General features: G+C 72.8%; 12 protein-coding genes and 1 pseudogene. 5 read left to right on the top strand and 8 right to left on the bottom strand.

Features of this window, described 5'->3' with window-relative positions; translation table 11 throughout:
• Nucleotides 1-1,448: Ig-like domain-containing protein (locus TR50_RS49705; protein WP_160311101.1), on the top strand; the 1,448-nt coding region annotated here is incomplete at its 5' end.
• 311 nt (nucleotides 1,449-1,759) lie between these two features.
• Complete coding sequence (locus tag TR50_RS10180) at nucleotides 1,760-2,221, top strand: hypothetical protein (RefSeq protein WP_042418045.1); 462 nt, start codon at nucleotides 1,760-1,762, stop codon at nucleotides 2,219-2,221.
• A gap of 55 nt (nucleotides 2,222-2,276) precedes the next feature.
• Here the strand turns inward: TR50_RS10180 and TR50_RS10175 are convergent, their stop codons facing one another.
• Entirely contained in the window at nucleotides 2,277-2,831 is a 555-nt protein-coding gene (locus TR50_RS10175; protein WP_042418043.1) for a COG4315 family predicted lipoprotein, read from the bottom strand.
• A gap of 146 nt (nucleotides 2,832-2,977) precedes the next feature.
• Nucleotides 2,978-3,421: a MarR family winged helix-turn-helix transcriptional regulator gene (locus tag TR50_RS10170; RefSeq protein ID WP_042418041.1), complete on the bottom strand. Its 444-nt coding sequence runs from the start codon at nucleotides 3,419-3,421 to the stop codon at nucleotides 2,978-2,980.
• Between the two features lie 62 nt (nucleotides 3,422-3,483).
• Here TR50_RS10170 and TR50_RS10165 point away from each other — a divergent pair, with 62 nt between their 5' ends.
• Both TR50_RS10165 and TR50_RS10160 read left to right on the top strand, forming a co-directional pair.
• Complete coding sequence (locus tag TR50_RS10165) at nucleotides 3,484-4,125, top strand: MBL fold metallo-hydrolase (RefSeq protein ID WP_042418038.1); 642 nt, start codon at nucleotides 3,484-3,486, stop codon at nucleotides 4,123-4,125.
• A 61-nt stretch (nucleotides 4,126-4,186) separates the two neighbouring features.
• Nucleotides 4,187-5,023: an ATP-grasp domain-containing protein gene (locus TR50_RS10160; RefSeq protein ID WP_042418036.1), complete on the top strand. Its 837-nt coding sequence runs from the start codon at nucleotides 4,187-4,189 to the stop codon at nucleotides 5,021-5,023.
• Between the two features lie 7 nt (nucleotides 5,024-5,030).
• Here TR50_RS10160 and TR50_RS10155 read toward each other — a convergent pair whose 3' ends face one another.
• The gene (locus TR50_RS10155) at nucleotides 5,031-6,134 is read right to left on the bottom strand and encodes a hypothetical protein (RefSeq protein ID WP_052440895.1); all 1,104 of its coding nucleotides are present in this window, start codon (nucleotides 6,132-6,134) and stop codon (nucleotides 5,031-5,033) included.
• Between the two features lie 228 nt (nucleotides 6,135-6,362).
• Here TR50_RS10155 and TR50_RS10150 point away from each other — a divergent pair, with 228 nt between their 5' ends.
• The gene (locus TR50_RS10150) at nucleotides 6,363-7,979 is read left to right on the top strand and encodes a carbohydrate binding domain-containing protein (RefSeq protein ID WP_042418034.1); all 1,617 of its coding nucleotides are present in this window, start codon (nucleotides 6,363-6,365) and stop codon (nucleotides 7,977-7,979) included.
• 12 nt (nucleotides 7,980-7,991) lie between these two features.
• Here TR50_RS10150 and TR50_RS10145 read toward each other — a convergent pair whose 3' ends face one another.
• From TR50_RS10145 to TR50_RS10125, 5 genes and pseudogenes are all read right to left on the bottom strand, one after another.
• Nucleotides 7,992-9,215, bottom strand: a complete 1,224-nt coding sequence (locus tag TR50_RS10145) for a metallophosphoesterase (RefSeq protein WP_042418031.1) — start codon at nucleotides 9,213-9,215, stop codon at nucleotides 7,992-7,994.
• Between the two features lie 124 nt (nucleotides 9,216-9,339).
• Nucleotides 9,340-10,082 (bottom strand): annotated as a pseudogene (locus TR50_RS10140) (MerR family transcriptional regulator).
• An 86-nt stretch (nucleotides 10,083-10,168) separates the two neighbouring features.
• On the bottom strand, nucleotides 10,169-10,996 hold the full coding sequence (locus tag TR50_RS10135; protein WP_042418029.1) for an ABC transporter permease: 828 nt from the start codon (nucleotides 10,994-10,996) through the stop codon (nucleotides 10,169-10,171).
• A 62-nt stretch (nucleotides 10,997-11,058) separates the two neighbouring features.
• Complete coding sequence (locus tag TR50_RS10130; protein ID WP_042418027.1) at nucleotides 11,059-11,853, bottom strand: ABC transporter permease; 795 nt, start codon at nucleotides 11,851-11,853, stop codon at nucleotides 11,059-11,061.
• Nucleotides 11,854-11,886: 33 nt separating this feature from the next.
• The gene (locus tag TR50_RS10125; protein WP_042418025.1) at nucleotides 11,887-12,831 is read right to left on the bottom strand and encodes an ABC transporter ATP-binding protein; all 945 of its coding nucleotides are present in this window, start codon (nucleotides 12,829-12,831) and stop codon (nucleotides 11,887-11,889) included.
• Between the last annotated feature and the right edge of the window lie 39 nt (nucleotides 12,832-12,870).

Genomic DNA, 12,870 nt, shown 5'->3' with positions numbered 1-12,870 from the left:
GCGCGGGCGGCGTCCCCGGCTCGTCCCAGCACGGTCAGTTCGCCCGGCCGGGCGGGACCGGGCACGGCAGTGGCGGCGGCGGTGCGCACGGCGGCGGCGGATCGGGCGGCGGCGGTTCGGACGTCCGGGTCGGCGCCTTCGGCGGCGCGGACCGCGTCCTGGTGGCGGGCGGCGGCGGGGGCGCCGGCAACGGCGGGCCCGAACTCCAGGGCGGGGCCGGGGGCGGCGAGATCGGCCAGGACGGCGGCCAGAGCGACGGCCCGCCGGGCTCGGGGCTCGCGGGTGGCGGCGGCAGCCAGGACGCGGCCGGACACGGCAACCCCAACACGCTGAACGGAGGCCCGGGCACGCCCGGCATCGACCTGGACCCCATCACCAGCCAGCCCAACCCCGGCAGCGGCGGCACCGGTGGCAACGGCGGTGCGGGCGGCCCCGGCGGCGGGGGCGGCGGTGGCGGGTGGCACGGCGGTGGCGGCGGCTCCGGCGGCGGCAACCCGGGCTACTTCCCGGGCGCGGGCGGAGGCGGCGGCAGCAGCTACGCCGAGCCGTCGGCGACCGGCGTCGCCCTGCTCCAGGGCGTCCGCCACGGCGACGGCGAGGCCGTCGTCTCGTTCCGGTACGGGACCTCGGTGACGCTGGACACGGACACCGCGACCCCGCTGTTCGGCCACCCCGTCGAGCTGACCGCGGTGGTGGCCTCGGGCAACCCGGACGCCGGCACCCCGACGGGGTCGGTCACCTTCTCCGAGGGGACGACCACCCTGGTCACCGTTCCGCTCGACGACGGCCGGGCGACCTTCGGCACGGCCGGGTTCCAGCCCGGACCACACACGATCACCGCCACCTACAGCGGCGACCCCGACTTCGCCCCGAGCGCTCCGGGCACCCCGACGACGCCGACGGGCCTCACCACCTTCACCGTCGGCTTCAGCAGGCCCTGCCTCACCGACCACGACGGCCCGCTCACCGTGGCCGCCGGCGAGTCGCTGTGCCTGGCCCCCGGCGCCACGCAGCACGGCCCGTTGGTGGTGCGGCCCGGCGGCGCAGTGGCGGTGTCGGGGGCGCGCGTCGACGGCCCGGTGTCCGCCGCGGGCGCGCTCGCTGTCACCGTCTGCGGCTCGACCCTCGACGCCCCGGTGACCGTCGCGGGCACCGTCGGCTACGTGCTGCTGGGCGACGGCGACGGGAGCGCGGGCTGCGCGGGCGACGACTTCAAGAGCCCGCTGACCCTCCAGGGCAACTCCGGCGGCCTCGAGGTCTCCTCCGGCACGATGTCGGCCCCCGTGACGATCGACGACAACAGCGGCAGCGGCCTGCTGCCCGAGGATCTCGTTCCGGAGTTCGAGGGGGACCGGGTCGACGCGCCGCTGCGCTGCGCGGGCAACGCGCCCACCCTCCAGCAGTCGGACGACACCGTGACCGGGCCGCACAGCGGCCAGTGCGGCTGAGCCTTCCCTTTCCTTGATCAACATACAGCGCGAACTCCGGCCTCCGGTCGCCTGACGGTCGCCTCGCCGTCGCCCGACCGCAGCCGCTACCCAGCGCAACTACTCAAATCCGACAAGTTGCCCCGTTCGGTCACATTGAGAGACAGAACAGGTGTTTGTGGCGTTCGCCACAAAAGACCCGTATGTTGTCCGGACGGGCAACGCCGGACCTGAACCCGGCTACGCAGAGCCTCAGCGCGCACATGGCGCGGCACCACCCACGGTGCGCCGCAAACAAGCCCACCTCACGCACCACACGAGGGAGCAGGCCAATGCGCACTCTCACCAAGATCGGCACGGCCCTGCTGTGCACCGCAGCCGCCGCGACCGCCGCCGCGATCCCCGCGACCGCCGCGACCAGCTCGCCGCGCACCACCGCGCAGACCGCCGACACGGTCGTCCTCGACTGCCAGGGCCAGGCGCAGACGCAGCCGGGGACCTACCTCCTGGCCTGCGGCGACGGCAACAACTACCTCACCGGCATCCACTGGACCGCCTGGACCGCGGACAGCGCCACGGCGACCGCGACCGACAACGCGAACGACTGCCAGCCGAACTGCGCTGCCGGCCGCTTCCACGGCTACCCGGTGACCGTCACGCTCGACGAGCCGCGGAGCGCGAGCGCCGGATCCGGCCCGGCCGCGTACACGCACGTGACGCTCCACTACACCGGCGACCGGCCGGACGGAGTGCCCGCCACGGTCAGCGCCCCGCTGCCCGTGCCGCAGCCCTGACCCTCGCGCCCCGCCCTCGCGCCCTGCCCTCGCGACCAGCCGTCGTGCCTGGCCCTCAGTAGCCGTACCCGCCGCCCGAGCCGCTGGGCGAGGAGCTCGGGGCCGGGGCGGCGGGAGCACTGGTGATGGCGTTGCCGTCGACGCCGACCACGTACCAGGTGCCGCCGAAGTTCGTGATGCCCTCGCCGGTCACGTCGCCGGCCTTGGCGTCCTTGACGAACGTGTAGAGCGGGTGACCGTTGTAGGTGACCTGCGTCGTGTGGTCGGTGCGGGCGGTCGTGCCGACCATGGAGGCGTTGACGCCGCTGTCGGTCGGCATGCCGGTCGAGTGGTCCGGCGGCCAGAAGGACGCGCAGTCGCCGTAGCAGGTGGATTTCGAAGGGGCGTCCGCGGTCAGCAGGTACAGGGTGTGGCCGGAGCTGTCGACCAGGATCTGTCCGTACTTCGAGTTCGCGGTGTGCAGCGCGGCGGTGGAGGCCGACGCCGGGGCCGAGGTCGACCCCCCGCTGGAGGCGGGTGTGGAGACCGCGTTCTTGGTGCTGGAGCTGCAGCCGACAGCCAGGGCCGCGACGGCGACGGCGACGGCCGGGAAGGCGAGGAGTCGGTTCATGACGATCTTCTTCCGATGGGACCACCGCGACACCTGCTGCGAAGCGGTCGGTCCGCCGAAAGGCGGGGTCCTGCTCCGGGATACGCACCCGGGCGCAGGTGGGTTCAACGACCCCACGCCCCCACGTCCACGTCTCCTTCGCGGACTCAGCGCAGGCGCTTGAGCAGTTCGACGCCCTCCCGCAGGGTCTGCTGCTCCTCGGGGGTCAGCCGGGCCTCGATGGCGGTGGCGATCCGGGTCTCACGGCGGGCGCGCTGCTCGGACAGGGCGGTGCGGCCGGCCTCGGTCGCGGTGACCAACTGCTTGCGCCCGTCGGTCGGATGGGGCTGGAGGACGACCAGACCGGCCTCGGTCATCAGCGCGACGGTGCGCGCCATCGACTGGTGACGCACGCGCTGGCGGTCGGCCAGCTCGGCGACGGTGCGGGGGTGCTCCTCCCGGACCAGCAGGCCGAGCACGCCGGCCTGGTTCTGCGGCAGGGCGTCGTCCGGGCGCAGCGAGCGGACCAGCTCGCCGACGGCGGCGCGCAGCTCGGCGGCGAGGTCGAGGGTCTCGGGAGCAGGCGCAGCTGCGGGAGCGGAACTGTTCACGTGAGCAGTGTACCGAAAATAAATACAGCGATGCTGTACAGCCATGCTGTATTGTCTTCGACATGAGGATCACCAAGTTCGGACACGCCTGCATCCGCCTTGAGCACGACGGCACCACCGTCGTCATCGACCCCGGGGTCTTCACCGACCCGGCCGCGCTGGACGGGGCCGACGCCGTCCTGATCACGCACGAACACGTCGACCACTTCGAGGAGGGGCGGCTGCGGGCCGCGCTCGAGGCCGACCCCGGCCTGCGGGTCTGGACCAACAGCGCGGTGGCCGCCCAACTCGACGGCCAGGCGCGGCGCGTCACCGTGGTCGGCGAGGGCGACGCCTTCGACGTCAACGGTCTCGAGGTGAGCGTGCACGGCGAGTGGCACGCGGTCATCCACCCGGAGATCCCGCAGGTGAGGAACGTGGGCTTCCTCCTCGGCGGCCGGCTGTTCCACCCCGGCGACGCCTTCACCGTGCCGCCGCGCCCCGTCGACACCCTGCTGCTGCCCATCGCCGCGCCCTGGAGCAAGGTCTCCGAGACGATCGACTACGTGCGCGCGGCGGGGCCCCGGCAGGCGGTGCCCGTGCACGACGCGGTGCTGAGCCCGGCGGGCTTCGCCGTGCACACCCGCCTGGTCGGCCCCGGCGGCCCCGGCACCGGGGCCGAGCTGGTCACTCTGACGGAAGGAGAGGGCCTGGAGCTCGGCTGAGTGGCGCTCCGCAGGGACTGACCCTGTAGGTTGGCCGCCACCGATCCGAGAGGTGTGCACCATGCCGACCCGCCCCCGCGTCCTGTTCGTGACGGACCTCGCCTACCAGGCACGGGGGCGGCGCTACTGCGACGAGGACATCTTCCTGACCTCACGGCTGCGGGACGACTTCGACCTCGCCCTGTGCCACCCGCTGGACGCCGCAGCGCTGTCGGACGCGTTCACCGCCGTGGTCGTGCGCAACAGCGGCCCGGTGCTGCACTACCAGGCGCAGTACGACGCGTTCCGGAAGCAGGCGGCCGCGCGCGGGACCCGGGTCTACAACCCGCTCACCGGGCGCGGGGACATGGCCGGCAAGCAGTACCTGCTGGACCTGACGGCCGCCGGGTATCCCGTCATCCCCACCGTCGACCGCCCGCAGGATCTGGGCGCCCTGCCCGAGGCGTCGGCGTACGTGGTCAAGCCGAAGGCGGGCGCGGACTCGATCGGACTGCGCGTCCTGCCGCCCGAGCGGCTGGCCGACCTGGCGTACGGCGACATCCTGGTCCAGCCGCGGATCCACTTCCGCTACGAGGTGTCGTTCTACTTCGTCGACGACACCTGCCAGTACGCCCTCCACGCCCCCGACCCCGCGCGCCGCTGGGCGCTGGAACCCTACGAACCGACCGAGGCCGACCTGGCCTTCGCCCGCCGCTTCGTCGACTGGAACACCCTCGACCACGGCATCCAGCGCGTGGACGCCTGCCGCGACCAGGACGGCGAACTGCTGCTGGTCGAGCTCGAGGACCTCAACCCCTACCTCTCCCTGGACCTCCTCCCGGACCGCACCCGCGACGCGTTCGTCGCCGCGATGACGTCCTCCCTCCACCGCTTCCTCGATGCCCCGGGCGGGCATTGACGAGCCGTCATCCCGGACGGCCGCCACTGCCGGCGACCACCTGCTCCGCCTTCGGTCGCTTGGGTGTCCTCAGCGTCCTGGCCCTCCTGGCCTTCCTGGTCTCCTGGCGCGCCTTGGCGAACACCAGCCCGGGGTTCCCGCAGTACGTCCACGGCGATCGGGTCGGGTGGTCGCCGATGCGCTCGAACAGCGGACGCGCGCGGGTCGCGTCGCCCGCGAGCCAGAACGCCATCGCGAAGACGTTGAGGGCGGGGTAGGGCGACTCGCCGGGCGCGAAGTCCGGGTGCAGCACCGAGGCGTCGGCGGCCCGACACAGCTCGTCGACCACGTCGGGGGAACACATGTACGCGGCGCGTTCCGCCTGCGGCAGGCCGCGCCAGTGCTCGATGTGCGCGGCTGCGGTCAGCGCGCCCAGCGGGCTGCCGGGAGGAGCTTTTGCGAGCAGCTCGCGGGCGAAGCCGTGCATCTCCTCGTGCGAGCCGCCCCACTTCGGACAGAGCTGCTGGAGCATCTCCGCGTGCAGCACCGCGCTCGTGGGCGCGCGGCGGACCCCGGCCTCGAAGCGACGCCGCGTCACGTCCGGCCCGTGCTCCAGTCCACGGGACGCGGTGGTCAGCGAGGACCACGGCGCGGCCGACTCGGGGTCCGACTCCGCGGCCGCGTACAGGTGCTCCTCGGCGAGACGCAGGCGCTCGTGGAACAGCTGGAACTGCCCCTCGCCGACCCGTGAGGCCGGCAGACCTGACCGCGCCTCCCACGCCCATGCGATGTGCCGTGCCCCGGAGAGCGTTCGTGCCAAGGGGTCCTGGGGGCGAAGGCGGCCGATGTCGAGCAGGAAGTTGCCGCCGAGCTCGTCGACGCAGCTGATCATCCAGATCAGTCGGCTGTGGTCGCCCCGGTCCCGGCACGGCTGCAGGACCGCAGCCGCGGCGTCCCAGTCCCCCTGACGGACCGCCACCCGCAGCGCCGCGAGCTCCGGATCCCCGAAGTCGTGCTGGATCGACACCGGCTTCGGCCCGGCGTTGCGCGCGGCCCCTCTCTTCCTGCCGGCCGCGCGGGCGGCCGCCATGACGGCGACCACGACCGGGGCCACGAACGGTAGGTTCGACACGAGTTTCCTTCCCCCTGGCCGACACGGCGGCGCGTCGCACGGTCGGCAGCCGCAGGGTAGCCGACGGCGCCGAGAGCGCGCATTGGTCCAGACCTATTGACGGGCCGTGGCGGTCCTCCTACGATCCGGTCCGGCACAGCCCCACCTGTCCCCACCTCATCCGGAGCCGGGCGCCATGCCCCCACGCGCCAGTCATGCCCATGGCGTTCGGCGGGAAGGGAGCACCACATGTTCCGTCCGCAGAGGGCGACCGCACGGCACGTACTCGCGGCGGTGAGCGCCGCGGCGTTCGTCGGCGCCTGCCTCGCCGTGACCGGTTCCGTCACGGCCGGGGCCGCCACCGCCAACCTGGTGGCCGACCCCGGGTTCGAGAACGGACTCTCCGGCTGGACCTGCTCGGCCGGCTCCGGCCAGGTCGTCAGCAGTCCGGTCCACTCCGGGAGTTCGGCCCTCCAGGCCACGCCCGCCGGCCAGGACGACGCCCAGTGCAGCCAGACCGTCAGCGTGCAGCCCGGCTCTGCCTACACGCTGAGCGCGTACGTCCAGGGCAGCTACGTCTACCTGGGCGCCACCGGCACCGGCGGCAGCAGCGACCCGTCCACCTGGACGCCGAACAGCCCCTCGTACAGCCAGCTCAGCGTCTCCTTCACCACCGGGCCGAGCACCACCTCGGTGACGGTCTACCTGCACGGCTGGTACGGACAGCCCGCCTACGACGCGGACGACGTGTCACTCACCGGTCCGGCCGGCAGCCCCTCCCCCAGCTCCTCCCCCAGCGCCAGCAGTTCGCCGAGCGCTAGCAGTTCGCCGAGCGCCAGCACCTCGCCCACGGCCAGCAGTTCGCCGACCGGCACGCCCACCGCGTCGCCCACCGGCACGCCGACGGGCGCCACCTGCCCCACCAAGCCGAGGCCGGCGGGCAAGGTGCTCCAGGGGTACTGGGAGAACTGGGACGGCGCGCTGAACGGCGTCCACCCGGGCCTGGGGTGGATCCCCATCACCGACAGCCGGATCGCGGCGCACGGCTACAACGTCATCAACGCCGCCTTCCCGGTGATCCTCTCGGACGGCACCGCCGAGTGGCAGGACGGCATGGACACAGGCGTCAAGGTCGCGACGCCCGCCGAGATGTGCCAGGCCAAGGCCGCCGGCGCGACGATCCTGATGTCGATCGGCGGGGCCAGCGCAGGCATCGACCTGAGCTCCAGCACCGTCGCCGACCGGTTCGTGGCGACGATCGTCCCGATCCTCAAGGAGTACAACTTCGACGGGATCGACATCGACATCGAGACCGGCCTGACCGGAAGCGGCAACATCAACACGCTGTCCACCTCCCAGGCGAACCTGGAGCGCATCATCGACGGCGTGCTGGCCCAGATGCCCGCCGGCTTCGGGCTGACGATGGCCCCCGAGACCGCGTACGTCACCGGCGGGAGCGTCACCTACGGGTCGATCTGGGGCGCGTACCTCCCGATCGTCAAGAAGTACGCCGACAACGGGCAGCTGTGGTGGCTGAACATGCAGTACTACAACGGCAGCATGTACGGCTGCTCCGGCGACTCCTACCAGGCCGGCACCGTGCAGGGCTTCACCGCGCAGACCACGTGCCTGAACAACGGCCTGACCGTGCAGGGCACCACCGTGAAGGTGCCCTACGACAAGCAGGTGCCGGGGCTGCCGGCCCAGTCCGGCGCGGGCGGCGGCTACATGGCCCCCGGCCTGGTCGGCCAGGCGTGGAACGCGTTCGGCGGATCCCTGAAGGGGCTGATGACCTGGTCGATCAACTGGGACGGCTCACTGGGCTGGACCTTCGGCGACAACGTCAAATCCCTGCAAGGCCGTTGAGACCGGACCGGGCTACCCCGCCGCCCGCAGGGTGAGCAGGGTGATCTCGCTCGGCGCGAAGACCCGGAAGGGCGGCCCCCAGAACCCGGTGCCCCGGCTGGTGTAGAGCTGCGTCCGCTCCCCGTGGCGGCTCAGGCCGCTCACGACCGGCTGGTCAACGCGGACGAGGAAGTTGAACGGCCAGATCTGGCCGCCGTGGGTGTGCCCCGAGACCTGGAGGTCGATGCCCGCGGCGGCCGCCTGGGCCACGTACTTGGGCTGGTGGGCGACCAGCAGGACCGGCTGGTCGCCGTCCGCCCCCGCCAGTGCGCCCAGCAGGTTCGCGCGGTGCCCGGCCAGGCCGGAGGACTCGGCGGTCACGTCGTCGACACCCGCCAGCACGAGCCGGTCGCCGCCGCGTTCCACGACCAGGTGGCGGTTGTGCAGCGACTCCCAGCCGAGCTCGGTCATCCGGTCGAGCCAGCCCTGGGCCTCGCTGAAGTACTCGTGGTTGCCGGTCACGTAGACCTTGGCGAGCCGTGCGCGCACCGACCCCAGGGGCTCGGACTGCTCCCGGCGCTGGGCGGGGGTGCCGTCCGCGATGTCACCGGCGTGGATCACGATGTCCGCGTCGAGCGCGTTCACCGCCTCCGTGACGCCGGCCGACCAGCGGGCCCGGTCGATCGGACCGTAGTGGGTGTCGGCGAGCACCACGACGCGCGTGCCGTCCAGCCCCGCGCCGAGACGCGGAACGCCGACCTCGACCCGCTTCACCCGCGGCACCCGCATCGCCTCGTAGTGCCCCCAGGCCAGCAGCGCGGCCGAGACCGCGGCGACGGCGACGGCGACCCCCCGGGCCTGGCCGACCCCGCCCTCGCCGAGCGCGACCAGCACCAGGTGGGCCAGGCCGCCCAGGACGGACCAGGTGAAGAGCACCCAGACGATCCCGAGCATGCTGTCCGCGATCCGCGAGGCGCGGTCGTTCCGCCGACGGCCGTGGCCCGCGGCCATCAGGAACGGAAAGGAGACCAGGCCCGCGGCGAAGAGCAGAGTGCCAGCCAGGAAGACGGGGAACGGCCAGTCGACGCCCAGGACGAAGAGCGTGCTCCAGGGCAGAGCGAACAGGAGGGTCAGCACGAGCAGGACCACTCCCCCGCCCAGCCTGCGGCGCAGGGAGCCCCGGGCCTCCTCGGCCGCAGGCGCGGCAACGGCCGCGGCGGCCTCCGACTCGCCAGCCCGGACCGACCCCGGTCCCATGGATACGCCGTCCGCCACTGCTGCGCCCCTCGATGTCGTCCGCTTGGACCGTCCTGTCCGCCTCCATCATCCAGCATCCCTCCGAGCCGCCCACGAGCGCGGGGCCGGTGGAGGGCGGCAGCGCTCAGGCGACGAGCAGGCGCAGGCCGAGTTCCGCCGCGTCGAGGGCGAGGAGGTCGCGGTTGCTCTCGGCCCACCGGCCCGAGGAGAGGTCGTCGCGCAGCAGCTTCACCGCCCGCTGCTCGGCCTCCGGCCCGACCCTGGTCCAGATCGAGACCGCACGACGGACGTGCTCCTCCAGGTACGCCTCGGGACGCCGCCAGTAGGCCTCGGAGAGGCCGTCGGCGCAGTCCCACGGGACGAGCACCGGCTCCGCACGGCCGCCGATCGCGTGCGTCAGGTCGGCGAGGGAAGGCCAGTCGGCGAGGAGGTCCGCGAACTCGGGCAGGTAGTCGCGGGTCAGCCAGAAGCGGTCGAGCCACCCGGGGGCACTGGCGTCGTAGGTGAACACCACCACGCGGCGGGCCACCCGCCGCATCTCGCGCAACCCCGCGACCGGGTCCGACCAGTGGTGGACGGTGCTGACCGCCATCGCGACATCGAAGGACCGGTCCGCGGCATCAGGCGACGCAGCCGGCGCAGGTGCGCGACGGCGTCCGTGGCCGGGTCGTCCACCAGGTCGGCGATCTCGCGCAGCCCGAAGCCCAGCCGCCGGTAGGCGAGCACCTCCCGCAGCCGCTCCACGTCGTCCGTCGAGTAGGCGCGGTACCCGGCCACCGTCCGCGCGGACGGGCGCACGAGGCCGATCCGGTCGTAGTGATGCAGCGTGCGGACGGTCACGCCCGTCAGCTCCGCTGCCCGTCCCACGGTCAGGTGCTCTTCCACGTCGTCGACTGTCCGGCATGACGCCGCGTCAGGGTCAACCGGCTCGATCGTCGGGCGGGCGCGGACGCTCAGCCGCGCAGGGTGGTCTCCAGGCGGCGCAGCGCGACGGCGAGGCTGGCGGTCCCGAACACGAGCAGGTAGGCGGCCGGCACGAGCAGGGCCGGTCCGACCTGTCCCAGGAACGGCTGCCGCAGCAATTCGATGCTCTGGTACAGCGGCAGGCACTCGACCAGCAGCTGCACCGGGCGCGGGTACACGCCCAGCGGATAGAAGGTCGTGGCGAACAGGAACATCGGCAGCATCACCAGCTGGATCAGCTGGAAGTCCTGCCAGTTGCGCAGCAGGGTGACCACCAGCAGGCCCAGCGAGGCGAAGGCGAAGCCGATCAGCAGGGCGCTGGGCAGGACCAGCAGGGCCCAGGCGCTGCCGACCAGGCCCAGCGCGAGGACGACGAGCAGGAAGCCCGCCGTCACCAGGGCGCCGCGCAGCAGCGCCCAGCAGGTCTCGCCGAGGGCGACGTCCCACACCGTCATCGGTGTGGTGAGGATCGACTCGTAGGTGCGGTCGGTGCGCAGCTTGCCGAACATGTTGAAGGTGGTCTCGTTCATCGCCCCGTTCATGGCGGCCGTGGCCAGCAGCGCGGGTGCGACGAACTGCGGGTAGCGCACCGCGCCCTCGCCCGTGCCCGCCGTGCCGGGGACGTGGCCGACCAGCGCGCCGATGCCGATGCCGAAGCTGACCAGGTAGAGCACCGGCTCGAAGACCTCGGCCGCGAGCAGCGGCCAGGTGTGACGGTAGATCATCACGTTGCGCAGGACCATGGCGCGCGCCCCGCCCGAACGGGCGGGCGGTCGGCCGGACAGGGTCGGGGTGGGCAGGTCGACGGCGGCCGTCATGGGGGTGCTGCCTTTCCGGGACGGGTGGGTTCAGGTTCAGGCTTCTTCCGGGACGGCGGGGTTCACGCGTGCAGGACGCGCCGGTAGCTGCGGCGGGCGGCCCACAGGCCGACGGCCGCCATCGCCGCCAGGTAGCCGACGTGGACGGCGGTGGCCGCCGCGGTCGCGGTGCCCAGCGCGAGGCTGCGGCACAGCTCCACGCCGTGCCACAGCGGCGTCGCCTCGGCCAGGTCCCGCAGCGGGCCGGGGAGCCCCGTGGTGGGGAAGAAGGTCCCGGAGAACATGTAGAGCGGCAGGATCGCGAAGCGCATCATCATGGTGAGCGAGGCGGGACGGCTGACGGTGACGGCCCAGGCCGCGACGGGTGTGGCGAAGGCCAGGCCGATCAGGGTCGTGCAGGGCGCCAGGAGCAGCGCGCGGGTCGCGCCGACGGTGCCGAAGGCGGCTCCGACGAGCGCGAACATCGCCCCGGTCATGGTGACCCGCAGCAGGATGAACAGCAGGTGGCCGTAGAGGATGTCGGTGGGGTCGAGCGGCGTCGTGGCCGCCGCCCGGTAGTTGCCGCGGGTGCGCACGGACTGCAGGACCGGCCCGGCGGCCTCCACGTAGGTGGTCTGCATGGCGGCCGCGGCCAGCAGGCCCGGCAGCACGAAGTGCAGATACGGCGTCCCGTGCAGGGCGGCCGCCGTTCGGGTGTTGATCAGCTTGCCCAGACCCGCGCCGAGCGCGGTCAGGAACAGCAGCGGATTGGCCACGCTGATCACCACGGTGCCGCGCCAGATCCGCCGGTAGCGGTGGAGCCAGTAGCCGAGCTCACGGAGGGCGGGCGCGGCACCGGTGACGGTTCTCTCAGGCATCGGTCCTCGCGACGGTTGACGGACGACGGGGATTCAGTCGACGAGGGAGCGGCCGGTCAGCGTGAGGAAGACGTCCTCGAGGGTGGAGCGTCGCACCAGGGCGGTGATCGGGCGCGCCCCGGTGGCGTGCGCCCGGGAGAGGACGTCCTCGCCGTCGTCGGTGTAGAGCAGCAGCCGGTCGGCCAGGTCCTCGAAGCGGGCGACCAGGGAGCGGAGTTCGTCCCCGTAGGTCGCCCGGTCCCCGTCGGTCAGGCGCAGTTCGACCACCTCACGGGTGGTGTAGCGGGAGATCAGCTCCGCGGGGGCGCCCTCGGCGACGATCCTGCCGGAGTCCATGACCACGAGCCGGTCGCACAACTGCTCGGCCTCGTCCATGTAGTGGGTGGTCAGCAGGAGGGTGACGCCCTCGCGCTTGAGTTGGAACAGCCGCTCCCACAGCAGGTGTCTGGCCTGCGGGTCGAGCCCGGTCGTCGGCTCGTCCAGCAGCACGATGTCGGGGCTGTTGACCAGCGCGCGGGCGATGGTGAGGCGGCGTCGCATGCCGCCGGACAGGGCGCCGACCGACTCGTCGGCCTTCTCGGTCAGGCGGGCGAACTCCAGCAGCTCGGCGGCTCGGCGGCGCACCTCCACCTTCGACAGGCCGAAGTACCGGCCGTAGATCAGCAGGTTCTCCCGCACCGTCAGTTCCGTGTCCACGGTGTCGTCCTGGGGGACCACGCCGAGCCGGGCACGGATCGCGGGACCGTCGGTGGCGGCGTCGCGCCCCAGGATGGTCAGGTCGCCGCCGCTGACCGGCGACACGCAGGCGATCATGCGCATCGTCGACGACTTGCCGGCGCCGTTGGCTCCGAGCAGCCCGAATGCCTCGCCGCGACGCACCTCGAAGTCGATGCCGTCGACGGCGGTGAACTCCCGTGCGCCGGGCTTGCCGTAGACCTTGCGCAGCCGGCGCGCGGTGACCAGGGGCTGCGGCGGCATCAGGCGGCTCTCCTCATGGACGGTCACGCTAGCGATGCC

This window comes from Streptacidiphilus anmyonensis, assembly GCF_000787855.1.
GTDB lineage: Bacteria > Actinomycetota > Actinomycetes > Streptomycetales > Streptomycetaceae > Streptacidiphilus > Streptacidiphilus anmyonensis.
The sequence above is the reverse complement of the archived record's forward strand: the minus strand, read 5'-3'. Positions and strand labels throughout refer to the sequence as shown.

Excerpts from the sequence above, each read along its gene's own strand:
- TR50_RS10180 (WP_042418045.1), top strand. The coding sequence starts at position 1,760 with ATGCGCACTCTCACCAAGATCGGCACGGCCCTGCTGTGCACCGCAGCC.
- TR50_RS10175 (WP_042418043.1), bottom strand. The coding sequence starts at position 2,831 with ATGAACCGACTCCTCGCCTTCCCGGCCGTCGCCGTCGCCGTCGCGGCC.
- TR50_RS10165 (WP_042418038.1), top strand. The coding sequence starts at position 3,484 with ATGAGGATCACCAAGTTCGGACACGCCTGCATCCGCCTTGAGCACGAC.
- TR50_RS10160 (WP_042418036.1), top strand. The coding sequence starts at position 4,187 with ATGCCGACCCGCCCCCGCGTCCTGTTCGTGACGGACCTCGCCTACCAG.
- TR50_RS10150 (WP_042418034.1), top strand. The coding sequence starts at position 6,363 with ATGTTCCGTCCGCAGAGGGCGACCGCACGGCACGTACTCGCGGCGGTG.
- TR50_RS10145 (WP_042418031.1), bottom strand. The coding sequence starts at position 9,215 with ATGGGACCGGGGTCGGTCCGGGCTGGCGAGTCGGAGGCCGCCGCGGCC.
- TR50_RS10135 (WP_042418029.1), bottom strand. The coding sequence starts at position 10,996 with ATGACGGCCGCCGTCGACCTGCCCACCCCGACCCTGTCCGGCCGACCG.
- TR50_RS10130 (WP_042418027.1), bottom strand. The coding sequence starts at position 11,853 with ATGCCTGAGAGAACCGTCACCGGTGCCGCGCCCGCCCTCCGTGAGCTC.
- TR50_RS10125 (WP_042418025.1), bottom strand. The coding sequence starts at position 12,831 with ATGCCGCCGCAGCCCCTGGTCACCGCGCGCCGGCTGCGCAAGGTCTAC.